The 26,342-nt window shown below is 57.4% G+C and carries 19 protein-coding genes, 1 pseudogene and 1 riboswitch; of the genes and pseudogenes, 5 read left to right on the top strand and 15 right to left on the bottom strand.

The window, feature by feature from the left end:
- Positions 1-9 precede the first annotated feature (9 nt).
- The 5 genes from rapA to araB all read right to left on the bottom strand — a co-directional run bounded on the left by rapA (position 10) and on the right by araB (position 9,736).
- Positions 10-2,916 carry an RNA polymerase-associated protein RapA gene (rapA, locus tag FNY10_RS18105; protein WP_131049217.1) on the bottom strand — a complete coding sequence of 969 codons (2,907 nt, stop codon included), beginning with the start codon at positions 2,914-2,916 and terminating at the stop codon, positions 10-12.
- 188 nt (positions 2,917-3,104) lie between these two features.
- Positions 3,105-5,462 carry a DNA polymerase II gene (polB, locus tag FNY10_RS18110; protein WP_100682586.1) on the bottom strand — a complete coding sequence of 786 codons (2,358 nt, stop codon included), beginning with the start codon at positions 5,460-5,462 and terminating at the stop codon, positions 3,105-3,107.
- Positions 5,463-5,717: 255 nt separating this feature from the next.
- A complete protein-coding gene (gene araD / locus FNY10_RS18115; RefSeq protein ID WP_160702315.1) occupies positions 5,718-6,413 on the bottom strand; it encodes an L-ribulose-5-phosphate 4-epimerase in 696 nt (231 codons plus the stop codon).
- A 100-nt stretch (positions 6,414-6,513) separates the two neighbouring features.
- Entirely contained in the window at positions 6,514-8,016 is a 1,503-nt protein-coding gene (araA, locus tag FNY10_RS18120; protein ID WP_100682584.1) for an L-arabinose isomerase, read from the bottom strand.
- 10 nt (positions 8,017-8,026) lie between these two features.
- Positions 8,027-9,736, bottom strand: a complete 1,710-nt coding sequence (gene araB, locus FNY10_RS18125; protein WP_141965333.1) for a ribulokinase — start codon at positions 9,734-9,736, stop codon at positions 8,027-8,029.
- 337 nt (positions 9,737-10,073) lie between these two features.
- On the opposite strand from araB, the gene araC reads away from it, so the two are divergent.
- Together araC and FNY10_RS18135 are read left to right on the top strand one after the other, a co-directional pair.
- On the top strand, positions 10,074-10,919 hold the full coding sequence (gene araC, locus FNY10_RS18130) for an arabinose operon transcriptional regulator AraC (RefSeq protein ID WP_100682582.1): 846 nt from the start codon (positions 10,074-10,076) through the stop codon (positions 10,917-10,919).
- A gap of 319 nt (positions 10,920-11,238) precedes the next feature.
- The gene (locus tag FNY10_RS18135; protein WP_100682662.1) at positions 11,239-12,003 is read left to right on the top strand and encodes a DedA family protein; all 765 of its coding nucleotides are present in this window, start codon (positions 11,239-11,241) and stop codon (positions 12,001-12,003) included.
- On the opposite strand, the gene thiQ is transcribed toward FNY10_RS18135, so the two are convergent.
- From thiQ to sgrR, 4 genes are all read right to left on the bottom strand, one after another.
- Positions 11,990-12,691: a thiamine ABC transporter ATP-binding protein ThiQ gene (thiQ, locus tag FNY10_RS18140; RefSeq protein ID WP_141965332.1), complete on the bottom strand. Its 702-nt coding sequence runs from the start codon at positions 12,689-12,691 to the stop codon at positions 11,990-11,992. The two genes, FNY10_RS18135 and thiQ, sit on opposite strands and share 14 nt — an antisense overlap.
- A complete protein-coding gene (gene thiP / locus FNY10_RS18145) occupies positions 12,675-14,285 on the bottom strand; it encodes a thiamine/thiamine pyrophosphate ABC transporter permease ThiP (protein WP_141965331.1) in 1,611 nt (536 codons plus the stop codon). Before thiP ends, thiQ begins: the two co-directional genes overlap by 17 nt.
- Entirely contained in the window at positions 14,261-15,244 is a 984-nt protein-coding gene (thiB, locus tag FNY10_RS18150; RefSeq protein ID WP_141965330.1) for a thiamine ABC transporter substrate binding subunit, read from the bottom strand. The genes thiP and thiB overlap by 25 nt, the downstream gene beginning before the upstream one ends.
- A gap of 32 nt (positions 15,245-15,276) precedes the next feature.
- A riboswitch (TPP riboswitch) is annotated at positions 15,277-15,459 on the bottom strand.
- Between the two features lie 59 nt (positions 15,460-15,518).
- Positions 15,519-17,174 (bottom strand): HTH-type transcriptional regulator SgrR, encoded by a 1,656-nt coding sequence (gene sgrR / locus FNY10_RS18155; protein ID WP_141965329.1) that lies wholly within the window; start codon positions 17,172-17,174, stop codon positions 15,519-15,521.
- Between the two features lie 87 nt (positions 17,175-17,261).
- Here sgrR and FNY10_RS18160 point away from each other — a divergent pair.
- A pseudogene (locus FNY10_RS18160) lies at positions 17,262-17,412 on the top strand (glucose uptake inhibitor SgrT).
- A gap of 190 nt (positions 17,413-17,602) precedes the next feature.
- Positions 17,603-18,784 carry a sugar efflux transporter gene (locus tag FNY10_RS18165; protein ID WP_160702314.1) on the top strand — a complete coding sequence of 394 codons (1,182 nt, stop codon included), beginning with the start codon at positions 17,603-17,605 and terminating at the stop codon, positions 18,782-18,784.
- Positions 18,785-18,824: 40 nt separating this feature from the next.
- Here FNY10_RS18165 and aroD read toward each other — a convergent pair whose 3' ends face one another.
- From aroD to leuL, 6 genes are all read right to left on the bottom strand, one after another.
- Positions 18,825-19,580 carry a type I 3-dehydroquinate dehydratase gene (aroD, locus tag FNY10_RS18170; RefSeq protein WP_141965327.1) on the bottom strand — a complete coding sequence of 252 codons (756 nt, stop codon included), beginning with the start codon at positions 19,578-19,580 and terminating at the stop codon, positions 18,825-18,827.
- A gap of 110 nt (positions 19,581-19,690) precedes the next feature.
- Positions 19,691-20,296 (bottom strand): 3-isopropylmalate dehydratase small subunit, encoded by a 606-nt coding sequence (gene leuD, locus FNY10_RS18175; protein WP_131049227.1) that lies wholly within the window; start codon positions 20,294-20,296, stop codon positions 19,691-19,693.
- Between the two features lie 10 nt (positions 20,297-20,306).
- Entirely contained in the window at positions 20,307-21,707 is a 1,401-nt protein-coding gene (gene leuC / locus FNY10_RS18180; protein WP_131049228.1) for a 3-isopropylmalate dehydratase large subunit, read from the bottom strand.
- A 2-nt stretch (positions 21,708-21,709) separates the two neighbouring features.
- Positions 21,710-22,801, bottom strand: a complete 1,092-nt coding sequence (gene leuB / locus FNY10_RS18185) for a 3-isopropylmalate dehydrogenase (protein ID WP_141965326.1) — start codon at positions 22,799-22,801, stop codon at positions 21,710-21,712.
- Complete coding sequence (gene leuA / locus FNY10_RS18190) at positions 22,801-24,372, bottom strand: 2-isopropylmalate synthase (protein WP_131049230.1); 1,572 nt, start codon at positions 24,370-24,372, stop codon at positions 22,801-22,803. The genes leuB and leuA overlap by 1 nt, the downstream gene beginning before the upstream one ends.
- 96 nt (positions 24,373-24,468) lie before the next feature.
- Positions 24,469-24,555, bottom strand: coding sequence for a leu operon leader peptide (leuL, locus tag FNY10_RS18195; RefSeq protein WP_049267590.1), 87 nt, complete (start codon positions 24,553-24,555; stop codon positions 24,469-24,471).
- 608 nt (positions 24,556-25,163) lie between these two features.
- Here leuL and leuO point away from each other — a divergent pair.
- Complete coding sequence (gene leuO, locus FNY10_RS18200; RefSeq protein WP_407081266.1) at positions 25,164-26,129, top strand: transcriptional regulator LeuO; 966 nt, start codon at positions 25,164-25,166, stop codon at positions 26,127-26,129.
- The last annotated feature ends 213 nt before the right edge of the window (positions 26,130-26,342 follow it).

A 26,342-nucleotide genomic window follows, 5' to 3' on the forward strand; every position in this document is an offset into this window, starting at 1 on the left:
CGCGTTCCGTTACTGGTGGGTGACCACGATTAAGCGCAGCGCATCGAGACGCCAGCCAGCCTGCGCCAGCGCGTCCATCACCTGCTGACGGTTGCTCTCGATGGCCGAAAGCTCGTCGTCACGGATGTTCGGGTTAACCGCTTTCAACGCTTCCAGACGAGAGAGTTCCGCCGACAGCTTGTCATTGGCTTCATCGCGGGCCGCGTCGATCAGCGCCTGCGCGGCTTTGGCAACCTGCGCCTCACCGAGCTGGAGGATCGCATGCACGTCCTGCTGTACCGCGTTGACCAGTTTGCTGCCGGTATGACGGTTGACGGCGCTCAGCTGGCGGTTGAAGCTTTCAAACTCCACCTGACCGGCGAGGTTATTGCCGTTTTTATCGAGCAGCATGCGCACCGGCGTCGCCGGCAGGAAGCGCTTAAGCTGCAGTTGTTTCGGCGCTTGCGCTTCGACAACGTAAATCAGCTCCAGCAGCAATGTACCGACCGGCAGCGCCTTGTTCTTCAGCAGGGAGATAGTGCTGCTGCCGGTATCGCCGGAAAGGATCAGATCCAGGCCGTTGATAATCAGCGGGTGCTCCCAGGTGACGAACTGCGCATCTTCGCGAGACAGGGCAATATCTCGTTCGAAGGTGATAGTGCAGCCGTCTTCCGGCAGACCCGGGAAGTCCGGAACCAGCATATGATCGGAAGGGGTGAGCACGATCAGGTTCTCGCCGCGATCGTCCTGGTTGATGCCGACAATATCGAACAGGTTCATGGCAAAGGCGATCAGGCTGGTATCGTCATCCTGCTCTTCAATGCTTTCAGCTAATGCCTGGGCCTGCTCTCCGCCGTTGGAGTGAATCTCCAGCAGGCGGTCGCGACCCTGTTCCAGCTGCGCTTTCAGCGCATCGTGCTGCTGGCGGCAGGTTTTGATCAGCTCATCGAAGCCTTCGCTGGTTTCCGGCGCGGCAAGATAATTAATCAGCTCGTTATGCACGCTGTCGTACACGGTGCGGCCGGTCGGGCAGGTATGTTCAAATGCATCCAGACCTTCGTGGTACCAGCGAACCAGCACGGACTGCGCGGTTCTTTCCAGATACGGAACGTGGATCTGAATATCGTGCGCCTGACCGATACGGTCGAGACGGCCAATACGCTGCTCCAGCAGGTCCGGGTTGAACGGCAGATCGAACATCACCAGGTTGCTGGCAAACTGGAAGTTACGGCCTTCGGAGCCAATTTCAGAACACAGCAGCACCTGGGCGCCGGTATCTTCTTCGGCGAACCATGCGGCGGCGCGGTCGCGCTCAATGATCGACATGCCTTCGTGGAAGACCGCGGCGCGGATCCCTTCGCGTTCGCGCAGCACCTGCTCCAGCTGGAGCGCGGTAGTCGCTTTCGCGCAGATCACCAGCACTTTCTGCGAGCGGTGGCTGGTCAGGTAGCCCATCAGCCACTCAACACGCGGATCGAAGTTCCACCAGGTACCGGTATCGCCTTCAAATTCCTGATAAATCTGCTCCGGGTAGAGCATATCGCGCGCGCGTTCTTCTGCGGTTTTACGCGCCCCCATAATGCCGGAGACTTTAATCGCCGTCTGATATTGGGTGGGCAGCGGCAGACGAATGGTGTGCAGCTCGCGTTTCGGGAAGCCTTTGACGCCGTTACGGGTGTTACGGAACAGCACGCGGCTGGTGCCGTGGCGATCCATCAGCATCGAGACCAGCTCCTGGCGTGCGGCCTGGGCGTCATCGCGATCGCTGTTAGCGGCCTGCAGCAGCGGTTCGATATCCTGCTCGCCGATCAGATCGCCGAGGGTGTTCAGTTCGCTATCGCTCAGCTTGTTACCCGCCAGCAGCAGCGCGACGGCATCGGCCACCGGGCGATAATTCTGTTGTTCTTCAACAAACTGCTCGAAGTCGTGGAAGCGGTTGGGGTCCAGCAGGCGCAGACGGGCGAAGTGGCTTTCCATACCCAGCTGTTCCGGGGTGGCGGTCAGCAGCAGCACGCCCGGCACGCGTTCGGCCAACTGCTCGATTGCCTGATATTCGCGGCTCGGCGCTTCTTCGCTCCACACCAGGTGGTGCGCTTCATCGACGATCATCAGATCCCATTCGGCGTCGCACAGGTGCTCAAGGCGCTGTTTGCTGCGGCGCACGAAATCCAGCGAGCAGATAACCAGCTGTTCGGTCTCGAACGGGTTGTAGGCATCGTGCTGGGCTTCGGCATAACGCTCATCGTCAAACAGCGAGAAACGCAGGTTGAAGCGGCGCAGCATCTCAACCAGCCACTGATGCTGCAGGGTTTCCGGGACGATGATCAGCACGCGTTCCGCCGCGCCGGCAAGCAGCTGCTGATGCAGAATCATCCCGGCTTCGATGGTTTTACCCAGACCGACTTCATCGGCCAGCAGAACGCGCGGCGCGTGGCGGCGGCCGACGTCATGGGCGATATGCAGCTGGTGGGGAATCAGGCTGGTGCGCTGTCCGCGCAGGCCGCTCCACGGCATCCGGTACTGCTCGCTCTGGTATTTGCGGGCACGGTAGCGCAGCGCAAAACGGTCCATCCTGTCTATCTGGCCGGCGAACAGTCGGTCCTGCGGCTTGCTGAACACCAGTTTGCTGTCGAGCAGCACTTCGCGCAGCGTGACGTTGGCCTCTTCGGTATCGAGACGGGTACCGGTGTAGGCCAGCAGGCCATTCTCTTCATTAACTTCGTCAACCTGGAGCTGCCAGCCTTCATGGCTGGTAATGGTATCTCCGGGATTAAACATCACGCGGGTGATCGGGGAATCATTGCGCGCGTACAGACGGTTTTCGCCGATGGCGGGGAAAAGCAGGGTCACCATACGCGCATCCAGCGCAACTACCGTCCCTAATCCCAGTTCGCTCTCTGTGTCGCTAATCCAGCGTTGACCAAGTGTAAAAGGCATATATGTTCAGCTCTTGTGTTCTTAAATTGCAGGCAATAGTTAATCTTCTCCAGGCAAGCCAGAGGGAGATCAAAATTGGGTCCAGGAATGGAAAGGGCGCTATATTACTGGATGGCAGCTCGTTCGTCACGTCCTCGTCGTCCTTCAATTTGCAGATATGTTGGCTGGAAATTGAAAGAGCGAGGAAATTAAAATAGCCCCAGTTGCCCTGTCACTATTGTAGCAAAATCATCGTCGACAAAGGGAAGTATTCCTTCCGCGACCGGCTGGAGTTGCCTGGACAAATAGTGCTCATAATCAAGCGGCGACAGCTGATAATCCACCGGCTCCGGGCCGCTGGTGGTCCAGACATACTGGATGCTACCGCGCTGCTGGTACTGTTGCGGCCTGCCGAGCCTGACGTTTTGCTCATCGGCCAGCCGGGCGGCGCGGACGTGCGGCGGCACGTTGCGCTGGTATTCGGCCAGCGGGCGGCGCAGGCGCTTACGGTAGATCAGGCGATCGTCGAGCTCGCCGCTCATCAGCTTAGCAATGGTTTGCAGAATATAGTCGCGATAGGGCTGGTGGCGGAAAATGCGCAGATACAGCTCCTGCTGAAACTGCTGGGCCAGCGGCGTCCAGTCGGTACGCACCGTCTCCAGTCCTTTGAAGACCATCCGCTGCGCTTCTCCCTCCTGAATCATCCCGGCGTAGCGTTTTTTGCTGCCGGTATCGGCTCCGCGAATGGTCGGCATTAAAAAGCGGCTGAAGTGGGTCTCAAACTCCAGCTCAAGGGTGCTGGTGAGCTGGTCTTTACTCAGCTCTGCGGCCCACCAGTCGTTGACGAAAGCGACCAGCGAGCGCCCGATTTGCGTCGCCTCTTCTTCGCGATGAGGACGTTTAAGCCAGACGAAGGTGGAGTCGGTATCGCCGTAGATAACGTCATAGCCCTGCGACTCAATCAGCGCTTTGGTCTGGCGCATAATCGCATGCCCGCGCATGGTGATAGAAGAGGCCAGACGGGGATCGAAAAAGCGGCAGGCGCTGGTGCCGAGCACGCCGTAGAAGGCGTTCATAATGATCTTCAGCGCCTGAGAAAGAGGGTTGTTCTTGTGCCGTTTGGCATCATCGCGGCCGTGCCAGATTTGCCCGACAATCCCCGGTAGACAATGGTTCTGACGCGAGAAACGGGCGCCGAGAAACCCCTCGGTGCTGTGCGCATTGTCCGGCTGCGCCATCCCTTCGATAAGCCCGACCGGGTCTATCAAAAAGGTGCGGATAATCGAAGGGTAGAGGCTTTTATAATCCAGTACCAGCACCGAATCGTAGAGACCGGGGCGCGAGTCCATGACGTAACCGCCGGGGCTGGCCTGCGGCGGCACTTCGCCCAGGTTAGGCGCGACGTAACCCAACCGGTGCATGCGTGGAAAATAGAGATGGCTGAAGGCGGCGACGGAACCCCCGTGGCGGTCGGCGGGCAAACCGTTGACCGTGGCTCGTTCGAGCAGAAACGGCATGATCTCCGTTTTATGGAAGATACGCGTGACCAGCTCGCAGTCCTGCAGATTATAGGTCGCCAGCGCCGGTTTATCTTCGTGGAAGCGGCGGTCGATTTCGTCCATCCGATCCCAGGGATTATCAATCGCTTTCCCCTCGCCGAGCAGCTCACGCGCCACCGCTTCAAGGGAAAAAGAGGAGAAGTTCCAGAAGGCGGATTTCAGCGCCTCAATACCGTCGATAATCAGGCGGCCGTTGGCCTGGGCAAAGAAGACGCCCTGCTTAAACCCATGTTCGCGCCACTCCAGTTCCGTATTCCCACGGCCGAGCATCAGCGGAATGCGATAGCGTTCGGCATGCTTTTGCAGGATCCTAAGGTCGAACTGGATAACGTTCCAGCCGATCAGCACATCCGGGTCGTGTTCGGCAAACCAGGCATTGAGTTTTTCCAGCAGCTGCGGGCGGCTGGCGACGTACTCCAGCTGGAAATCGACGGCGGGGGCGTCGGGCGCGGCGGGGCCGAGCATGTAGACCACCCGTTGCCCGCAGCCTTCCAGCCCGATGCAGTACAGCTCGCCGTGGCGGCTGGTTTCAATATCCAGCGACACCCACTTCAGCGGCGGCCGGTAGTGCGGGTTGGGTTTCATGCGGGCGTTGATCAGCCGCGCGCCGCGCGCGTCGCCTTCGACCCAAACCGGCGCGGTGATGAAGCGCTCCATCAGATAGCGCTCCGGTGGGCGGATATCGGCTTCGTAAACGGTGATGCCGTTTTCACGCAGCTTTTTTTCCAGGCGCATCAGCTGGCGATGAGCGCGACAATAGAGGCCGAAAACCGGCTGACGATGAAAGTCTTTTAAGGCGAGCGGGGCGAGACGCAGGCCGTTTTCGCCCTGCAACAGACGTTCGACCTGGGCGCGTTGCGCTTCGGGAATGAAGGCGACCGACTCCTGCGGCGGCAGGGTGACCTCAAGCGGGCCGCCGTCGGTGGCAAGCCAGAAGGACAGCTCGGTGCCTTGCGGGGTATCCCGCCAGTGACGGGTCAGTAAGAAACCTTCTCGTGGCTGGGTCACGCCGTGCTCTCATCAATTAAAACCAGGCCTGATTATAGCCTGGTTCAATCGATGATGCTGGGGTTTTATACAGGTATGGCGCGTGCTATTTCCCGGAGGCGGCGCTTGCGCGCCTGTCCGGGCTACCCGCCCGCAGCTCGCTGTGCGTCAGTAGCCCGGCTAAGCGGAGCGCGAGCCGGGGACACCGTGGGTTTATTGCCCGTAATAGCGCCAGTAGCCCGGCTAAGCGGAGCGCGAGCCGGGGATACCGCGGGTTTATTGCCCGTAATAGGCTTTCGCGCCGTGCTTGCGCAGATAGTGTTTATCCAGCAGCGTTTGCTGCATCGCGGGGAGCTGCGGCGCCAGCTGGCGGCAAAAGATGCCCATATAGGCGATCTCTTCCAGCACGATAGCGTTGTGTACCGCGTCTTCGGCGTTTTTCCCCCAGGCGAACGGGCCGTGCGAATGCACCAGCACGCCGGGCATCTGTGCTGGATCGATACCCTGGTCGCGGAACGTTTCAACGATAACGCGTCCGGTTTCCCACTCATATTCGCCGTTGATCTCCTCATCTGTCATCAGACGGGTACAAGGGACCGGGCCGTAGAAGTAATCAGCATGAGTGGTGCCGGTCGCCGGAATGGCTTGTCCGGCCTGCGCCCAGATGGTGGCATGGCGCGAATGGGTATGGACAATTCCGCCCAATGACGGGAAAGCCTGGTAGAGCAGGCGGTGGGTCGGCGTATCTGAAGAGGGTTTCTTGTTCCCTTCGACCACTTCGCCGCTTTCAAGACTCACCACCACCATATCGTCGGTACCCATCGCGCTGTAGTCGACGCCCGATGGTTTGATGACCAGCACGCCGCGTTCGCGATCGACGGCGCTGACGTTGCCCCAGGTGAGAGTAACGAGATTGTGTTTCGGCAGGGCCAGGTTGGCTTCAAGCACCTGCTGCTTTAAGGCTTCGAGCATTGCGTTCTCCTTGCCGGGTGGCGTTTCGCTGACCCGGCCTACAAAACCGCAGTTTGTAGGCCCGGCAAACGAGGTGCCGCCGGGCAATTGGCTGCCGTGGTTAACGTTTTGAAGCGTAATAAACTTCGTTCCAGCGCAGCGCGTCTTTAAAGGACGGCAGACGGGTTTCGTTATCGATAACCGCCAGTTCGATATCCTGCAGCTCGGCAAACTGACGCATATCGTCGAGCGTCAGCGCGTGGCTGAAGACGGTGTGGTGCGCGCCGCCGGCGATGATCCAGGCTTCAGACGCGGTGCGCAGATCCGGCTGGGCTTTCCACAGCGCGTTGGCAACCGGCAGCTTCGGCAGATCGTGCGGCGTCGATACCGTTTCAATGGTGTTAACCAGCAGGCGGAAACGATCGCCAAGATCGATCAGGCTGGCGACGAGCGCCGGGCCGGTTTGCGTGTTGAAGATCAGGCGCGCCGGATCGGCTTTACCGCCGATGCCCAGCGGCTGAACGTCGAGGATCGGTTTGTCTGCCGTGGCGATAGTTGGGCAGACTTCCAGCATATGTGAACCCAGAACCAGATCGTTGCCGTTATCGAAGTGGTAGGTGTAGTCCTCCATAAAGGAGGTGCCGCCCTGCAGACCGGTTGACATCACCTTCATGATGCGAAGCAGGGCGGCGGTTTTCCAGTCGCCTTCGCCGGCAAAGCCATAGCCCTGCTGCATCAGACGTTGTACGGCAAGGCCCGGGAGCTGCTTCAGGCCGTGTAAATCTTCAAAGGTGGTGGTGAAGGCATGGAAACCGCCCTGTTCAAGGAAGCGTTTCATCCCCAGCTCAATGCGCGCGGCGTCGAGAAGATTCTGGCGCTTATCGCCGTGGATCTGCGCCGCCGGGGTCAGGCGATAGCTGCTTTCATACTCATCCACCAGCGCGTTGATATCCCCCTCGCTGATGCTGTTGACCACCTGAACCAGATCGCCCACCGCCCAGGTATTGACCGAGAAGCCGAATTTGATCTGGGCGGCAACTTTATCGCCATCGGTAACCGCGACTTCCCGCATGTTGTCGCCGAAGCGGCAGACTTTCAGATGACGGGTATCCTGCTTAGAAACCGCCTGACGCATCCAGGCGCCAATACGCTGATGGGCGACCTGATCCTGCCAGTGGCCGGTGACCACGCTGTGCTGTTGGCGCATGCGCGCGCCGATGAAGCCGAACTCGCGGCCGCCGTGCGCGGTCTGGTTCAGGTTCATAAAGTCCATATCGATGCTGTCCCACGGCAGCGCCGCGTTGTATTGCGTGTGGAACTGCAGCAGCGGCTTATTGAGGATAGTCAGGCCGTTAATCCACATTTTGGCCGGAGAAAAGGTGTGCAGCCATACCACCAGACCCGCGCATTTATCATCATAGTTAGCGTCGCGGCAGATATGGGTGATTTCATCCGGCGTGGTGCCCAGCGGCTTTAACACCAGCTTACATGGCAGCTTTGCTTGCGCATTCAGGCTGTTCACCACATGTTCGGCATGCTTCGTGACCTGACGCAGCGCTTCCGGGCCATACAGATGCTGGCTGCCAATCACGAACCATACTTCGTAGTTATCAAAAATCGTCATTTTCGTGTCCTTAATGGGTGAGAGCTGCCTGAGAATGCGGGGCTTTTTCCGCCTTCGCAGCCGAAGGGAGATACTGTTGTTCTGCGCTGACCGACCACTGCTGGTAGCGCTGGTAAAGTTGTTCAAAGCGTTGAGCCTGAGCAGGACGCGGCTGCAGGGTGCTTTCGACCTCACTTGCCATGCTGTGCTGAGCCGTTGGGATATCCTGATGCACGCCTGCGGCGACGGCGGCGAAGATAGCCGCGCCGAGCGCGCAGCACTGATCGGAGGCGACGATTTGCAGCGGACGGTTCAGCACGTCACAGCAGGCCTGCATGATGATCGGGTTTTTGCGGGCAATGCCGCCCAGCGCCATCACGTTGTTGACCGGGATACCCTGTTCGGTGAAGCACTCCATAATGGCGCGCGCGCCGAAGGCGGTGGCCGCGACCAGGCCGCCAAAGAGCGCTGGCGCATCGGTGGCGAGATTGAGATCGGTAATCACCCCCTTCAGGCGCTGGTTGGCATTAGGGGTACGACGACCGTTAAACCAGTCCAGAACCACCGGCAAATGTTCCAGCGACGGGTTTTTGGCCCAGGCCGCGGTAAGCGATGGCAGCAGCTGTTTTTGCTGGGCAGCGATCTGTGTTTTCAGTTCCGGATGCTGTTGCGCCAGCTGTTCCAGCGGCCAGCCGAGAATACGGCCAAACCAGGCGTAAATATCGCCGAAGGCGGATTGTCCGGCTTCCATACCAATAAAGTCAGGAACCACGCTGCCATCGACCTGGCCGCAGATCCCCTTGACCGTGCGATTGCCCACGCTCTGTTTGTCGGCGATCAGAATGTCGCAGGTGGAGGTGCCGATGACTTTGACCAGGGCATTGGGCTGCGCGCCGGCGCCGACGGCGCCCATATGGCAGTCGAAGGCGCCGCCGGACAGGATGACGGTTTCCGGCAGGCCCAGGCGCTGCGCCCATTCGGCGCAGAGGGTGCCGACCGGGACATCGGCGGTCCAGGTGTCGCTAAACAGCGGCCAGCTCAGGTGCTGGTTGATAAGCGGATCGAGTTCATCGAAGAAGCTGGCCGGCGGCAGCCCGCCCCAGCTTTCATGCCACAGTGATTTATGCCCGGCGCTACAGCGGCCGCGACGAATATCCTGCGGGCGGGTGGTGCCGGAAAGCAGGGCGGGAACCCAGTCACACAGCTCAATCCACGAAACGGCTGCCTCGGCGACGGCGCTGTCCTGACGGGTGACGTGGAGTATTTTGGCCCAGAACCATTCGCTGGAGTAGATACCGCCGATGTAGCGGGAGTAGTCCTCTTTGCCCGGCTGATGGCACAGGCGAGTAATGGCTTCCGCCTCTTCGACCGCGGTGTGGTCTTTCCACAGCACGAACATGGCGTTGGGGTTATCGGCAAACTCTTCGCGCAGCGCCAGTACGTTGCCGTCCGCATCGATAGGCGCCGGCGTTGAGCCGGTACTATCGACGCCGATACCCACCACCTCATCACGCTGTCCGGCGCTTAACAATGCCAACACACTTTTCAGCGCGGCTTCCATCGATTCAATATAGTCGCGCGGATGGTGGCGAAACCGGTTGTTCGGGCCATCGCAAAACAGCCCCTCCTGCCAGCGCGGATACCACTCTACGCTGGTGGCCAGCTCCTCACCGGTGGCGCATTCCACTGCCAGCGCGCGTACGGAATCACTACCAAAATCGAGGCCAATCGCAATTGCCATGCTGTTACTCCATGCAGAAAACCATTCATGGTGAAACAGTAGATATTCACGACAAAAACCGTCAGGCTGTATTCGCTAATCTTATGGATTATTTTGCTATAACATCGCAAAGTGTGACGCTGTGCAAATATTCAATGTGGACTTTCCTGCCGTATTTATAGACACTTCTGTTATGCGACAAAAGTGCTTTAATTGTGCGTCACCATCGATTTTTGCTGTGACGAGGCGGGTTTTAATCGAAATTTTAACCGACGTCCCAGTACGGCGAGCTGCGTTGGCAGTACAATGTTGAATATGGACAATTGGTTTCCATAATATCTCCAGGAGAGCTGAGCCTATGGCTGAAACACAAAACGATCCGCTGCTGCCGGGCTACTCGTTTAATGCCCATCTGGTGACGGGGCTGACGCCGATTGATGCCGATGGCTATCTGGATTTCTTTATTGACCGTCCGCTTGGAATGAAGGGGTATATTCTGAACCTGACGGTGCGTGGTGAAGGGGTGATTAACAATCACGATGAGCAGTTTATTTGCCGACCGGGTGATATTCTGCTCTTTCCGCCGGGAGAAATTCATCACTATGGCCGCCATCCCGACGCCCGCGAATGGTATCACCAGTGGGTCTACTTCCGGCCGCGCGCGTACTGGCATGAATGGCTGAACTGGCCGACTATCTTCGCTCAGACCGGTTTTTTCCGTCCTGATGAGCCGTGGCAGGCGCGTTTTTGTGAGCTGTTTGGGCAGATCGTTGAAGCCGGCCAGGGAGCCGGACGTTATTCGGAGCTGCTGGCGATCAATTTGCTGGAACAACTGCTGCTGCGGCGCATGGAGGCGATCAATGAGTCGCTGCATCCGCCGCTGGATAATCGCGTGCGCGATGCCTGCCAGTACATCAGCGATCACCTGGCGGACAGCCATTTCGATATCGCCAGCGTCGCCCAGCATGTCTGCCTGTCGCCTTCGCGCCTGTCCCATCTGTTCCGTCAGCAGCTGGGCATCAGCGTGCTGGGGTGGCGGGAGGACCAGCGCATCAGCCAGGCGAAGCTGCTGCTCAGCACCACGCGTATGCCTATCGCCACGGTAGGGCGCAACGTCGGGTTCGAAGACCAGCTCTACTTTTCGCGGGTATTTAAGAAATGCACCGGGGCCAGTCCCAGTGAATTTCGTGCAGGGTGTGAATAAAACGTAAAGAAAACGAAATGTTGCGCCGGGAAATTGTCACAACCAGTAAACTAAACCCTAACTAATTCGAGTTGCAGGACAAGAGGCAAAGCCGAATTGAACAGCGCTTGCGCTGGCCCCGAAGGGGTGAGGCCATAGGCCGAATCACGCGGCAACGCAGAGAATCCCAGGCGCTTACTCAAGTCAGTGACTGGGGTGAGCGAGTGCAGCCAATGCTCATGCAACTTGAAGTATGACGGGTCTATTCGGACAATTGATGGCTTGACGAAAGCGCGACGGCTCCGGAGAATCCGTGCTTCGTTTTGAAACCGGGCACATTATGCAAGCATTGCTGGAACATTTTATCACCCAGTCCACGGCCTATTCCCTGATAGCCGTGATGCTGGTCGCCTTCCTTGAATCGCTGGCGCTGGTGGGGCTGATATTGCCGGGAACGGTGATGATGGCCGGGCTGGGGGCGTTGATTGGCAGCGGAGACGTCAATTTCTGGCAGGCGTGGCTGGCGGGGATTATCGGCTGTTTACTCGGCGACTGGATCTCTTTCTGGCTCGGCTGGCGGTTTAAAAAACCGCTGCATCGCTGGTCTTTTTTGAAGAAAAACAAAGCCCTGCTGGATAAAACCGAGCATGCGCTGCATCAGCACAGCATGATCACGATTCTTATTGGCCGCTTTGTCGGTCCGACGCGGCCGCTGGTGCCGATGGTCGCCGGCATGCTCGACCTTCCGCTGGCGAAGTTTATTCTGCCCAATATTATCGGTTGCCTGCTGTGGCCGCCGCTGTACTTCTTACCCGGTATTCTGGCTGGCGCGGCGATTGATATCCCCACGGATGAGAATAGCGCCAGCTTTAAGTGGCTGCTGCTGGCCGCCGCGCTGCTGGTTTGGCTGGCCGGCTGGCTGTGCTGGCGCTTGTGGCGCAGCGCGAAAATGCGCGATCGCCTGACGCGACTCTTACCCCGCTCGCGTCTGCTGTGGCTGACGCCGGTGATGGTAGTGCTGGCTGGTGCAGCGCTAACGCTGGTGATTCGCCATCCGCTGATGCCCGTCTATCTCGATATTTTGCACAAGGTTATCGCGCGCTAATGCCTAACAGGTGAGAGGCGCTGCTGTTGCCGCTGAGCAACGTTTCGGTCGCGCCGTCCCAGGCTATCCGCCCGTCGGCCACCACCAGCGAGCGTGGGGCGATGCGGGCGGCATCTTCCACGCTATGTGACACCATCAGCAGCGTTAGATTTTGACGCTGACAGACATCGCTCACCAGCGTCAGCATCTCCTGGCGCAGCGCGGGGTCGAGTGCGGAAAACGGCTCGTCCAGCAGCAGGACCGGCTGTTCCCGGACCAGGCAGCGCGCCAGCGCCGCGCGTTGACGCTGGCCGCCGGAAAGCTCGCCCGGCAATCTGTCCAGCAGTGAATTGATCCCCATTTGCCCGGCAATCTCCTGCAGGCTGGCGACCTGCGCCGGGTTAAGCTTCAGCCCCGGATGCATCCCGAGACCGATGTTCTGGCGCACGGTAAGATGATGAAAGAGATTGTTTTCCTGAAACAGCATCGACACCGGTCGGCGGGCCGGCGGCGTCGTGGTATGCGGCTGGCCGTTAATCAGAATTGTGCCGCTTACCGGCGGTAGAAAGCCGGCGATCAGATTGAGCAGCGTGCTTTTGCCCGCGCCGCTTGGGCCGAGCACGGCGAGGCGTTCACCCTGCTGGACGGAGAGCGTGAAGCGCATCGGCAGATGCTGGTAAAGCCAGGTCACATCATTCAGTTTTAACATCACGTCCCGGAAGTTTCTCAATCACCGTAAAGAGTAAAAAGCACAGCAGCAGCAGCAGCAGGGCGGTGACGGCACCGTCCTGGCTACGATAAGAGCCAATTTGCTGGTACAGATAGAACGGCAGCGTGCGGAATTGTTCGTTACCGAACAGCGCCACGGCGCCAAAATCGCCGATGGACAGGACGCAGGCAAACGCCAGCGCCTGGGCCAGCGGACGCTTTAATGCGCGCAGCTCCACCACCCGCAGGCGGGTAAAACCGCTCATGCCCAAAGAGTGACAGAGCATAGCGTAGCGTACGGCAATATCGCGCATCGGGTTTTCCAGCACCTTCAGCGCATAGGGAATGGCCATCAGCGCATTGGTGAAGATCACGATACCGTCGGCGGAAGCCGGAAGTCCAATGCTGTTATTGAGCAGTAAAAAGAAGCCGGTCGCCAGCACGATTCCCGGCATCGCCAGGATCAGCATGCCGCTGAGCTCCAGCGTCTGACCCGCCAGCGGGCGGTTGCGAAGACGCAGTTCGCGGCTGCTCCACAGCAGCATCATGGTTAACATGACGCTGAGCAGACCGGCGGAAATCGCGATGCGTAACGAGGTGCCGAATGCCTGCCACAGCGCGGGCTGCGCCAGCACGCTGAGCAGGTTGTGATTCAGACCATCGGCGACGACCGCCAGCAGCGGGGGCAGCAGCAACAGCAGCATGAGAGCAATCAGCACGGTATCGGCCAGACGACTGTGCAGGCGATCGTCCGGATCGCGCCAGCCGTGAACCTGGGTGGTACCGATAGCGACGGCCTTGCTCAGGCGCTGGGCGAGAAGCACCAGCCCGAGACAGCAGACCATCTGGATCAGCGCCAGCATCGCCGCACGCGCCGGGTCATAATCAAAGTTCAGCGCCTGGTAGATAGCCAGCTCAATCGTGGTGGCCCGCGGGCCGCCGCCGAGCGACAGCACGGTCGCGAAGCTGGCGAAGCAGAGCATAAAGATCAGTGCCGCGACGGGGGGAATTTGCCGCCGTAGCCAGGGCCACTCCACCAGACGGAAAAAGGGGTAGCCGCGCATGCCCAACTGGGCGGCTATCTGGCGCTGCTCTCCGGGGATATTCTCCAGCGCCTGCAGCAGCATCCGGGTGGCCATCGGCATATTGAAAAAAACGTGCGCCAGCAGGATGCCTTGCAGGCCATACGGCGAGAAATCCCACTGCCAGCCGACGGCGTTAAACAGTGTCGCCAGCCAGCCCTGACGGCCATAGACGCTGAGAATGCCAAAGACCGCCACCAGTACCGGCAGAATCAGCGTCATGGCGCACAGGCGCAGCAGAAGCGTGCGCCCCGGGAAGCGGCGACGATACAGGGCGCGGGCGAGAAAAATCGCCGGTACGACGGAGAAGAGCGCGGAGAGAAACGCCTGCCAGAAAGAGAAACGGATAACGTGCCACAGATAGCTGTCGCTGAAAATCGAGCGCCACGCCGCCTCCGGCGCACTACCCCAGAGCGCCAGAAACGCGGCCAGTGCGACGGCGACCAGCAGCGCGGCGGCCGTCAGACCCGGCGCCAGCCAGCCGATATTTAGCGGCTGACGGCGCGTTGCCATGCATTAATCCAGTTCTGACGTTCTGCGGCGACCTGCTGCGGAGTATATTCCAGCGTGGTCTGCGGTTTCGGCAATGCGGCAAAACCCGCGGGTAGCGCAACCTGGGTGACCGGATACATCCAGTTGCCGGTCGGGATGGCATTCTGGAAGGCCGGAGACAGCATAAACGTGAGGAATTTCTCCGCCAGCTCCGGTTGTTTGCTGGCGGCGGTACGCGCGGCGACTTCTACCTGCAGATAGTGGCCTTCGGCGAAATTAGCGGCCGCGTACTGGTCTTTTTTCTCTTCAATGATGTGGTAGGCCGGCGAGGTGGTGTAGCTAAGAACCAGATCGCTTTCCCCTTTCAGGAACAGACCGTAGGCCTCGCTCCAGCCTTTGGTGACGGTGACGGTTTTCGCCGCCAGTTTTTGCCACGCTTCCGGCGACTTCTCGCCATACACTTTTTGCATCCACAGCAGCAGCCCCAGGCCCGGGGTACTGGTGCGGGGATCTTCGTAGATCACGCGCCATTTTTGAGTGCTTTCCACTAGTTCTTTCAGGCTTTTCGGCGGGTTTTTCAGCTTGTTTTTGTCGTAGACAAAGGCGAAATAGCCGTAATCAAACGGCACAAACGTGTCGTTATCCCAGCCGCCCGGTACCGTGACAGCGCTGGCCGGTACCTGGCTTTTAGCGAACAGTTTGCTCTGCGTAGCCGCTTCCAGCAGGTTGTTGTCCAGCCCGAGCACCACATCGGCTTTGCTATTCTTGCCTTCCATCCGCAGACGATTAAGCAACGAAACGCCATCTTCCAGCGCCACGAACTTCAGTTCACAGTTGCAGTCGGCTTCAAAGGCTTTTTTCACGACCGGTCCAGGGCCCCAGTCTGCCGCAAAGGAGTCATAGGTGTAGACGGTGAGTACAGGTTTAGCAAACGCGGGAACGGCGACCAGCGCCAACAGCGGGAGTAATTTTTTCAACACTTTGCACCTCATAACCAAGGGGGGGCAAAGGATTTTGAGTGGGCCTCAAATCCCTTCGCCGGCGTTATCCGGATCAGGTTCGACGGGTATTTTCTCAGCTTATACACTTCATCCTTCGCGCTGCCTCTGCGTTAGCATCGCGTGTCCACCCGCTTGCTGCTTTGATGCAACCCGAATGAGATGGTGTACGTATATCAGCACCCCGTTGAGAACGGCGTTAGTGTAATGATTTTGTGAACTGACGGAAAGCGCTTCAGCGCCTGCCGGACTGCTATCAGGGATCCGGCGGCGCAAACCACGCCGATTTGAAATCAAACCAGCCCAACGTATTCATTCTCACGCCACGCATACTGCGCTGCCCCTGGATAATCAGCCAGTGGTGGATCAGCGGCACGATAGTTTGATTGGCCAACAGCTGCTGGCTCCAGGTGGCCGGGTTTAGCTCGCCTGCGTGCCAGCGACGGGCATCCTGTTCCCAGTCGACGGGAATACAATGTCGTATCAGCGGGACTTCATACAACCAGGCAAACAGAGAAAAATCAATCGGTAGGGTAAAGTTAGCGCTGTTCAACCAGATATCGCTGACCACCTCGCCACGGTGCCACTCTTCGTACTCCAGCTCCTGAATCTGCAGTTTGACCTGATGCTCCGCCAGCAGCGTCGCCATGATCCCGCCCATCACGCGGTGTTCGACGTGATCCCGATAATAGGTGAGGGTGACGGACTCCAGCCCCGGGGGTTTTTCACAGGCATGACTGCGGGCGTGGTGCCAGCGGGGCAACAGACCATAGGCCGGGAACCAGTTGCCCTGGTACTGTTCACCGGCGTGATAAAGCAGATTGGCGGGCTGTAACAGATAGCTGAGCCACTGGCGAACCGCGAGGTTGCTGCCCAGAGGACTGCGGGCATCAAACAGCAGATAGTAGCACCCTTCCTCCAGCCGACTCTCAATCGCTTTCTCACTTTGCGTGGTTCCCTGTAGCGTCAGGCCGCCGTTGGGCTCTTCGCTAATCTCAGGCAGGACCCAGACGTTAACTTCATCAATTAACGCCCGGTAGCCGAAATAATCGTCAAAAGCGTGGATCTTCAGCTGATTTTGATTGTTGCGAACCACCGCGTAAGGCCCGGTACCTACCGGCATCGCGGAGAAATTCTCCATCGACTGCCATTCGCGCGGCAAGATGACAGCCGACACCTGACCGAGCAGCCACGGTAGCCAGCGATCGGGCTGCGTCAGATGAATATCCAGCGTCCAGGCGGTGGGGGAGACAATACGTTCAATGTGTGAGTACAGCGGCAGGGCGTTGCTGCGCTGCAACGAGGCAATCACATCCTCCATATCCAGCTCTCTGCCGTGGTGAAAATGAATACCGGGGCGGAGGAAAAAGCGCCAGTGGGTGGGGGAGAGCTGCTGCCAGTGGTGCGCAATATCGGCTTCCAGTTCCCCGTTTTCCTCATTTACCCGCGTTAAGGCGCTGAAAATTTGCCTGGCGATATGATTTTCCGAGCGGCGCAGCGCGCTGCCGGGGAGCAGGTTTTTCATCGGCCGGTAGTAGAGTACGCGCAGAATATGCCGCCCCTGGCGAAAGCTACGGCCCAGATGCGAGACCAGCATCTGACGAACGGCGGCTTTGTCGCCCACCAGCTGGACCAGTTGATCGATTCGATCCTGTTCCAGCAGATCCTCGGCCCGCTGCTGCTGCAGCGCCAGGCCGGTATACAGGAAAGCCAGCGTTGAGCGCTTGCCGCGCCCGGCTTCCGCTTCCCAGGTTAACCAGCCGCGCTCTTCCATCATATTCAGCAGCGTGCGCATGTGGCGGCGGGAACAGCAGAGCATCTCCGCCAGCTCGTTGAGGGTTGTCTCCTGCGATTTACCTTCGCAGCACTGCCATAAACGGATGAACTGTTGTTGCAGACGAGCAGAAGACATAAAAGGGGAACTCCTGATGAAAACTCAGCAATTTATTAATCCCTATATTAGGCCAATAATGCATTCCGATGAAGCAAGGAGGTGAATATGCTGAGGTCTACAGCGAAACAGTTCGACCAACGTGACTTTTCTGCGACGCAGGACGCGTCATGGCTGGCCCGCCTGATGACAGGGAGACAGCAGAAGATTCCTGGCGAACTGATGCACTGGGGAGTGACATCAGACCTCTGATCATTGACTTGCCCACATCATGTGTGACTGAGTATTGGTGTGTACCGATCGTCTTTCAGACCCCAGGCCAGTTGGCTGAGCTATAACGTTGCGGTCGCCAGCCTGTCGCCTGAAATCGATAGAGTATAAAATCACCCGCCAGCAGATGACTTCTGCTGGCTTTTTTCGTTTTCTTAGCGTGCTTTTAAGGACATGACATGCTCTGGTTGATGACGATGGGACGGCGGCTTAACGGGGTTTACGCGGCGTTTATGCTGGTCGCTTTTATGATGGGGATTGCGGGCACGCTGCAGGCGCCAACCCTCAGCCTGTTCCTCAGCCGCGAGGTGGGCGCACAGCCCTTCTGGGTTGGCCTGTTTTATACCGTTAACGCGATCGCCGGTATTCTGGTTAGCCTGGCGCTGGCGAAACGATCCGATAGCCAGGGGGATCGCCGCCGGCTGATCATGTTCTGCTGCCTGATGGCGGTGGGCAATGCGCTGCTGTTTGCTTTTAACCGTCACTACTTAACGTTGATCACCTGCGGCGTGATGCTGGCGTCGATTGCCAATGCCGCGATGCCGCAGCTGTTCGCCCTCGCGCGGGAATATGCCGATAGCTCGGCGCGAGAAGTGGTGATGTTCAGCTCGGTGATGCGTGCGCAGCTGTCGCTGGCGTGGGTGATCGGCCCGCCGCTGGCCTTTATGCTGGCGCTGAACTATGGCTTCACCACCATGTTCTCGATTGCGGCCGGTATTTTCGTCATTAGCCTGGCGTTAATTGCCGTTAAGCTGCCGTCGGTTGCCCGGGTAGAGCAGCCTGTGGAAGCGGAGGGCGTGGTGCAGACCGGCGGCTGGCAAGATAAAAACGTGCGTATGCTGTTTATCGCGTCGACGCTGATGTGGACCTGTAACACCATGTATATCATCGATATGCCGCTGTGGATCAGTAGCGATCTGGGTTTGCCGGATAGTCTGGCCGGGATCCTGATGGGGACGGCGGCCGGGCTGGAAATCCCGGCGATGATCCTGGCGGGGTATTACGTCAGGCGCTGGGGCAAACGCAAAATGATGGTCGCCGCGGTGGCTGCCGGCGTGCTGTTCTATCTGGGGCTGATCGTATTTCACGATCGCAGCGCGCTGCTGGCGCTGCAGCTGTTTAACGCCATTTTTATCGGTATTGTCGCCGGGATTGGCATGCTGTGGTTCCAGGATTTGATGCCTGGACGAGCCGGGGCGGCCACCACGCTGTTTACCAACAGTATTTCCACCGGGGTGATTCTCGCCGGCGTGCTGCAGGGGGCGCTGTCGCAAAACTACGGCCACGCCAGCGTGTATTGGGTCATTGCTGCCATCTCGCTGCTGACGCTGTTTTTGACCAGCAAAGTCAAAGATATTTAGCCAGGCGCCGCACCGCAGATTACTGCGATGCGGCGGGCTTTCAGGACAGAATATTCATCATTTCCCGCAGCTGACGCACGGCAATTTGTCCGGGTGCCGATGCCTGACCCACGCTGCCAAACGTCATCGCTGAGCCGAACAGGCGTCCGGTGACCCGGCTGATGCCGCCCGGTTTGCCCATCGACATCGTGATTAACGGGCGGGTGGCGTACTGTTCTTTCATCACCAGAGTGGCAGACAGTAACGTCAGCACGTCGTGCGGCGACTGAGGCATGACCGCGATTTTCGGCAGATCGGCACCCAGATCCTGCATCCGACGTAGCCGGGCGATGATCTCTTCCTGCGCCGGCGTTTTGTGGAAATCATGATTGCTCATAATCACCTTCACCCCGGCGGCATGAGCTTCATCGATCAACGCCCGGATCGACGCTTCGTCATTGAAGAGCTCAATATCAATGATGTCCACCAGCCCGCTGGTGACGGCCAGGCGGTTGAGGGCGAAGTACGCGTCATCGGCAAGTTCCGTTTCACCCCCCTCTTTGTAGCTGCGAAAGGTGAACAGCAGCGGCATATCGGCGAGCAGCCGGCGAATCTCCGTCAGCGCCAGCAGGACCTGTTGTTGTTCATGGACGCGGATAAAGTGGTCGACGCGCCATTCGATAAGATCGGCTCCGGCCTCCGCCAGGGTATGGGCATGGGTTTGCAGCTCATCGAGCGTCTGGCCGATCAGCGGCACGCAAATTAACGTGGCGCCTTCCTGAAAGGTGATGTTTTTAATGGTGACAGCTGTCGTCATGTGAGGGTCCATCGGTCAGGGCCGGGTGGGGGTATTTGTGGTCATCACCCGCGCGAAAAAGCTAAAAAAATGCCCGGTCACAGGACCGGGCTCGGGTATCAACGGCGTGCTTAGTTCATAAAGGCCGGCAGTTGGTTTTCGTAGGCTGAAATCGCCTCTTCGTGCTGCAACGTCAGGCCGATGCTATCAAGTCCGTTGAGCATACAGTGGCGGCGGAAGGCATCGATTTTAAAGCTGTAGGTTTTGTCGCCCGCTTTCACCACTTCGGATTCCAGATCCACTTCGAACGTTATGCCCGGATTCGCCTGAACCAGACTGAACATCTCGTCGACCTGTTCATCGCTCAGCGTCACCGGCAGCAGCTGGTTGTTAAAGCTGTTGCCGTAAAAGATATCGGCGAAGCTGGGGGCGATGACCACTTTAAAACCGTAATCGGTCAATGCCCACGGCGCATGCTCACGGGAGGAGCCGCAGCCGAAGTTTTCCCGCGCCAGCAGGATCGATGCGCCTTTATACTCCGGGAAGTTCAGCACGAATTCCGGATTCGGCTGCTGTCCCTGATCATCAAGAAAACGCCAGTCGTTGAACAGATGCGCGCCAAAACCGGTGCGCGTGACTTTCTGCAGGAACTGCTTAGGAATGATCGCATCGGTATCGACGTTTGCGGCATCCAGCGGAACCACCAGGCCCGTATGTTGGGTAAATTTCTCTGCCATGATGGTCTCCTTATTTGATGTCGCGGATATCGGCGAAATGGCCGGTCACGGCTGCCGCAGCGGCCATAGCCGGGCTGACTAAGTGAGTACGTCCGCCGCGGCCCTGACGGCCTTCAAAGTTACGGTTGCTGGTTGATGCGCAGCGTTCGCCAGGATTCAGGCGATCGTTGTTCATGGCCAGGCACATAGAGCAGCCCGGCAGTCGCCATTCAAAACCAGCTTCGATAAAGATCTTATCCAGCCCTTCAGCTTCCGCCTGAGCTTTCACCGGGCCAGAACCCGGGACCACTAATGCCTGCACGCCCGGTGCGACTTTGCGGCCTTTCGCGACTTTGGCCGCGGCGCGCAAATCTTCAATACGCGAGTTGGTACAGGAGCCGATGAACACCTTATCGATAGCTACGTCGGTTAACGGGATACCTGGCTTCAGGCCCATATAGGCCAGCGCTTTTTCTGCGCTCGCTCGCTCGACCGGATCGGCGAAAGAGGCCGGGTCGGGGATCCTCTCGTTAACGGAGATGACCTGGCCCGGGTTTGTGCCCCAGGTCACCTGCGGGGCAATCTCTTCAGCCTGCAGGGTTACGACGGTATCGAAGGCCGCGTCAGCGTCGGTTTTCAGGGTTTTCCAGTAGGCAACGGCAGCGTCGAAGTCCTGGCCTTTTGGCGCATGCAAACGGCCCTGCACATAGTTAAACGTGGTTTCATCCGGCGCAACCAGGCCTGCTTTCGCGCCCATTTCGATGGCCATATTGCACAGCGTCATACGACCTTCCATGCTCAGATCGCGAATGGCTTCACCGCAGAACTCCACTACGTGGCCGGTGCCGCCGGCGCTACCGGTTTTGCCAATGATGGCCAGCACGATATCTTTGGCGGTGATGCCCGGCGCCGCTTTGCCCTTCACTTCAATCTTCATGGTTTTGGCACGGCCCTGCTTCAGGGTCTGAGTCGCCAGGACGTGCTCAACTTCGGAGGTGCCGATGCCAAAAGCCAGTGCGCCAAAGGCGCCGTGAGTCGCGGTGTGAGAATCGCCGCAGACGATGGTCATTCCCGGCAGAGTGACGCCCTGTTCCGGCCCCATCACGTGGACGATCCCCTGATACGGGTGATTCAGATCGTACAGCTCAACGCCGAACTCTTTGCAGTTTTTGATCAGTTCCTGCATCTGAATGCGCGCCATTTCGCCGGACGCGTTGATATCTTTCGTCTGGGTGGAAACGTTATGGTCCATGGTGGCGAAGGTTTTACCCGGCTGACGAACCTGACGGTTGTGCGCGCGCAGGCCGTCAAAGGCCTGCGGGGAGGTCACTTCATGCACCAGATGACGGTCGATGTACAGCAGCGGGGTTTCATTTTGCGCTTCATAAACAACATGCGCATCAAACAACTTCTCGTATAAGGTCTTCGCCATGATTACACCCCTTCAGCGACATAGCGGGCAATGATATCGCCCATTTCATCGGTACTGACCGCCGCCGTACCACGCGCTAAATCGCCGGTACGTACGCCTTCTTCTAATGCACGGTTGATAGCATTCTCAATCGCTGTTGCCGCGTCATCGGCATTCAGGCTGTAGCGCAGCAGCAGCGCCAGAGAGAGGATCTGCGCGATAGGGTTGGCGATATTCTTGCCCGCGATATCCGGGGCTGAGCCGCCTGCCGGTTCATACAGACCAAAACCTTGTTCATTGAGGCTGGCCGACGGCAGCATGCCCATTGAACCGGTGATCATGGCGCATTCGTCAGACAGGATGTCGCCGAACAGGTTGGAGCACAGCAGAACGTCGAACTGGGACGGGTCTTTAATCAACTGCATCGTGGCGTTGTCGATGTACATGTGCGCCAGCTCAACGTCCGGGTATTCTTTGGCAATCTCGTTGACCACTTCGCGCCACAGAATAGACGACTGCAGAACGTTCGCTTTATCAATAGAAGTCACTTTATTACGTCGTTTGCGTGCGGACTGGAACGCAATATGCGCGATGCGCTCGATTTCAAAGCGATGATAGACCTCGGTATCAAACGCTTTCTCGTGTTGACCGCTGCCTTCGCGGCCTTTCGGCTGGCCGAAGTAGATGCCGCCGGTTAATTCGCGGACGCACAGAATGTCGAAGCCGTTGGCGGCGATATCCGCGCGCAGCGGGCAAAACTCTTCCAGCCCCTGGTACAGCTTCGCCGGACGCAGGTTGCTGAACAGTTTGAAATGTTTACGCAGCGGCAGCAGCGCGCCGCGCTCCGGCTGACCAGCCGGCGGCAGATGTTCCCATTTCGGGCCGCCTACGGAGCCGAACAGGATCGCATCGGCCTGCTCGCAACCTTCTACGGTCGCCTGCGGCAGCGGGGTGCCCTGACGGTCGATAGCGATGCCGCCGACGTCATACTGACTGGTGGTAATGCGCATATCAAAACGGTGACGAACGGCTTCCAGTACTTTCATCGCCTGGTTCATGACTTCCGGGCCTATGCCATCACCTGGCAAAACAGCAATATGGTAATTCTTCGACATTACACGGTTTCCTTCTTGTTCTCGTTATTTTGAGCTTTGCGTTGCAATTCTTTTTCGACTTCTGCTGCGCGCCAGATATTGTTCAGCACGTGAACCATGGCTTTCGCGGAGGATTCAACGATATCCGTCGCCAGACCGACGCCGTGGAAGCGACGACCATTGTAGGTCACGACGATATCTACCTGACCCAGCGCGTCTTTGCCCTGACCTTTGGCGTTCAGGTCATATTTGACCAGCTCAACGTCATAGCCGGTGATGCGGTTGATTGCCTGGTAAATAGCGTCGACCGGGCCGTTGCCGTTTGCGGCTTCCGCTTTGGTCTCTTCACCGCAGACCAGTTTTACGGAGGCGGTGGCGATATCGCTGGAGCCTGACTGGACGCTGAAGTAATCCAGACGGAAATGTTCCGGCTCTTCCTGCTGCTTGTTGATGAACGCCAGCGCTTCCAGATCGTAATCAAAGACCTGGCCTTTTTTGTCTGCCAGCTTCAGGAATGCGTCGTAGAGGTGATCCATGTTGTAGTCGGTATCTTTGTAGCCCATCTCTTCCATGCGGTGTTTCACTGCCGCACGGCCGGAGCGGGAGGTCAGGTTCAACTGCACCTGATTCAGACCGATGGATTCCGGCGTCATAATTTCGTAGTTTTCGCGATTCTTCAGCACGCCGTCCTGATGGATACCGGAAGAGTGGGCGAAGGCGCCGGTGCCGACGATGGCTTTGTTAGCCGGAATAGGCATATTGCAAATCTGGCTGACGGTCTGGCTGGTACGCCAGATTTCATTGTGATTAATGCCGGTACGGACATTCATAATGTCTTTGCGCACCTTGATGGCCATAATCACCTCTTCCAGCGAACAGTTGCCCGCACGCTCGCCAATACCGTTCATGGCGCCTTCAACCTGGCGCGCGCCGGCGTGGACCGCGGCGATCGCATTACCCACGGCCAGACCTAAATCGTCATGGGTGTGCACAGAGATGATAGCTTTGTCGATATTCGGGACACGATCGTACAGGCCGGTAATGATACTGGAGAACTCGAACGGCATGGTGTAGCCGACGGTGTCCGGGATATTAATCGTCGTGGCGCCGGCGCTGATAGCGGCTTCGACGACGCGCGCCAGATCGGCGATCGGCGTACGGCCCGCATCTTCACAGGAGAATTCGACGTCGTCGGTATAGTTGCGTGCGCGTTTGATCATATAGATGGCGCGCTCAATGACCTCATCCAGGGTGCTACGCAGCTTGGTGGCGATGTGCATCGGCGAGGTGGCGATAAAGGTGTGAATACGGAATGCTTCGGCGACTTTTAAGGATTCTGCCGCCACATCAATGTCTTTTTCGACGCAACGAGCCAGGGCGCAGACGCGGCTGTTTTTGATGGTACGCGCGATGGTTTGTACGGACTCAAAGTCGCCAGGAGATGAGACCGGGAAACCGACTTCCATCACATCAACGCCCATCCGTTCGAGGGCCATCGCAATCTGCAGCTTCTCTTTCACGCTCAGGCTGGCCTGTAACGCTTGCTCTCCGTCACGTAAGGTCGTATCGAAAATAATGACTTGCTGGCTCATGGTATAGATCCTTAATCGGTGTCCTGGGCGCCTTGCTGACGAGCATAAAAAAACCCGCGCAATGGCGCGGGTTTACTAGTCTTGCTGGAAGATGACTTAACGCTGAACGTCGCCCAACAGCCTACCGCGCATAGTGGATGCGTTTAGTAGTAGTAGGCCGGTGAAACGAGTGGTGCGAATCATTAGGTCATGCTCCAGATGAAATCGATATGCTTTTAGAGTTACTGGATACGCGTTTTGATGTCAACCCCTGGCAAGGAAAAACCCTCTGTTTGCTACCGGAAGGCATTAGCTAATTATGCTGGTTAACGCGCATTTTTGCCGACGATAGTATCAGGGGGTAGGTTGTCAGGAAAAAATTTTAAACGGATCGCAGCGAGGTTGTTTCAGGCCGGAGTGAAGAAACGTGGATAGAGGGAAGCGCGTATTGTAATGAAACCGGTAAATTTATGGGTTCTGTGAATGTTTTGGTGTGGAAGCCAGGGAGTCATCAATGATAGCCCGATGTCAGTCTAAGGCAGAGAGTAAATTCATATTTTAATCCTGCTTAAATTAACATTCATCATGAGGATGTTGTTTGTTTTTTCTAATTATGAGTACACTTAACATTATCAAGTAATCGATATGATTTAAGTGAATTAGGAATTTTCCCGATAATTTGACCGGGTTGGCGTTACTTATAATTTTGATAAATTCCTAAAATGCGTCCCTGCCCTTTTGTAAATGACATATGTATGGTAAATGATATTTCCTGTATTGATTACCGCATTTTTAAAAGGGAATTAAACGCGATGGTGGAGCCGGGTATGATAATTGAAAATGCTGAGATGACACTCCCCTCCGGCGAGGATGTCAGCAAACCTCAGCTCAGAACGGTCGATCTTAATCTGCTTACCGTTTTTGATGCGGTAATGCAGGAGCAAAATATAACGCGGGCGGCGCATTCTCTGGGGATGTCTCAGCCTGCGGTGAGTAATGCCGTAGCGCGGCTGAAAGTGATGTTTAATGATGAGCTGTTTGTCCGTTATGGCCGGGGTATTCAGCCGACGGCTCGCGCATTTCAGCTATTTGGCTCAGTACGCCAGGCATTGCAACTGGTGCAAAATGAGCTACCGGGAGCCGGTTTTGAACCGATACACAGCGAGCGCATATTTAATCTCTGCATCTGTAGCCCGTTAGATAACTATCTTACTTCGATTATATTTAACAAAGTTAACGAAGTGGCGCCGAATATTCATTTAATTTTTAAAGCATCGCTTAATCAAAACACCGAACATCAATTACGTTATCAGGAAATAGAGTTTGTGGTTGGTTATGAGGAGTTTCGCCGCCCCGAGTTTGCCTGTGTGCCCTTGTTTAAAGATGAAATGATATTAGTGGCCAGCAGTAGACACCCGCGTATTTCCGGGCCAGTGATGGAAGCGGATATTTATCGTGAAGAACATGCGGTTGTGGCTTTGGATCGCTATGCTTCGTTCAGCCTGCCCTGGTATAGCTCTGTCAATAAGCAGACGCAAATTGCGTATCAAGGGAATGCCATGGTCAGCGTACTCAATGTGGTATCGCAAACTCACATGGTCGCCATTGCCCCGCGCTGGCTGGCGAGCGAGTATGCAGAAAGGCTGAACCTGCAATTATTGCCGTTACCGCTCAAAGTAAATAGCCGTACCTGCTATCTTTCCTGGCATGAGGCTGCCGGAAAAGACCGCGGTCATCAGTGGATGGAAGAGCTGCTGGTACGTATTTGCCAGCGCTAAATATAGCGCTATCCGGGCGGGAGCGGTCGCTCTCGCTTTATGTGATCAAAACCACAAAATATAGGATTTTATCCTGTTTGCCGCCCCCGGCCAGCGCGTGCGGCAAGTGAAAAATGGATGAATTCCTGTCATCAGACAGTTTATCCGAGTAATTTCAGCACTCGCTTCTTATTTATGAAGCTTTCAACCACGTTTCATAGAAAATTCTTATCT

Source organism: Klebsiella sp. Lac1 (assembly GCF_009825425.1).
Taxonomy (GTDB): domain Bacteria; phylum Pseudomonadota; class Gammaproteobacteria; order Enterobacterales; family Enterobacteriaceae; genus Klebsiella; species Klebsiella electrica.

Excerpts from the sequence above, each read along its gene's own strand:
- rapA (WP_131049217.1), bottom strand. The coding sequence starts at position 2,916 with ATGCCTTTTACACTTGGTCAACGCTGGATTAGCGACACAGAGAGCGAA.
- araD (WP_160702315.1), bottom strand. The coding sequence starts at position 6,413 with ATGCTCGAAGCCTTAAAGCAGCAGGTGCTTGAAGCCAACCTGGCCCTG.
- araA (WP_100682584.1), bottom strand. The coding sequence starts at position 8,016 with ATGACGATTTTTGATAACTACGAAGTATGGTTCGTGATTGGCAGCCAG.
- araB (WP_141965333.1), bottom strand. The coding sequence starts at position 9,736 with ATGGCAATTGCGATTGGCCTCGATTTTGGTAGTGATTCCGTACGCGCG.
- araC (WP_100682582.1), top strand. The coding sequence starts at position 10,074 with ATGGCTGAAACACAAAACGATCCGCTGCTGCCGGGCTACTCGTTTAAT.
- FNY10_RS18135 (WP_100682662.1), top strand. The coding sequence starts at position 11,239 with ATGCAAGCATTGCTGGAACATTTTATCACCCAGTCCACGGCCTATTCC.
- thiQ (WP_141965332.1), bottom strand. The coding sequence starts at position 12,691 with ATGTTAAAACTGAATGATGTGACCTGGCTTTACCAGCATCTGCCGATG.
- thiP (WP_141965331.1), bottom strand. The coding sequence starts at position 14,285 with ATGGCAACGCGCCGTCAGCCGCTAAATATCGGCTGGCTGGCGCCGGGT.
- sgrR (WP_141965329.1), bottom strand. The coding sequence starts at position 17,174 with ATGTCTTCTGCTCGTCTGCAACAACAGTTCATCCGTTTATGGCAGTGC.
- FNY10_RS18165 (WP_160702314.1), top strand. The coding sequence starts at position 17,603 with ATGCTCTGGTTGATGACGATGGGACGGCGGCTTAACGGGGTTTACGCG.
- aroD (WP_141965327.1), bottom strand. The coding sequence starts at position 19,580 with ATGACGACAGCTGTCACCATTAAAAACATCACCTTTCAGGAAGGCGCC.
- leuD (WP_131049227.1), bottom strand. The coding sequence starts at position 20,296 with ATGGCAGAGAAATTTACCCAACATACGGGCCTGGTGGTTCCGCTGGAT.
- leuC (WP_131049228.1), bottom strand. The coding sequence starts at position 21,707 with ATGGCGAAGACCTTATACGAGAAGTTGTTTGATGCGCATGTTGTTTAT.
- leuB (WP_141965326.1), bottom strand. The coding sequence starts at position 22,801 with ATGTCGAAGAATTACCATATTGCTGTTTTGCCAGGTGATGGCATAGGC.
- leuA (WP_131049230.1), bottom strand. The coding sequence starts at position 24,372 with ATGAGCCAGCAAGTCATTATTTTCGATACGACCTTACGTGACGGAGAG.
- leuL (WP_049267590.1), bottom strand. The coding sequence starts at position 24,555 with ATGATTCGCACCACTCGTTTCACCGGCCTACTACTACTAAACGCATCC.
- leuO (WP_407081266.1), top strand. The coding sequence starts at position 25,164 with ATGGTGGAGCCGGGTATGATAATTGAAAATGCTGAGATGACACTCCCC.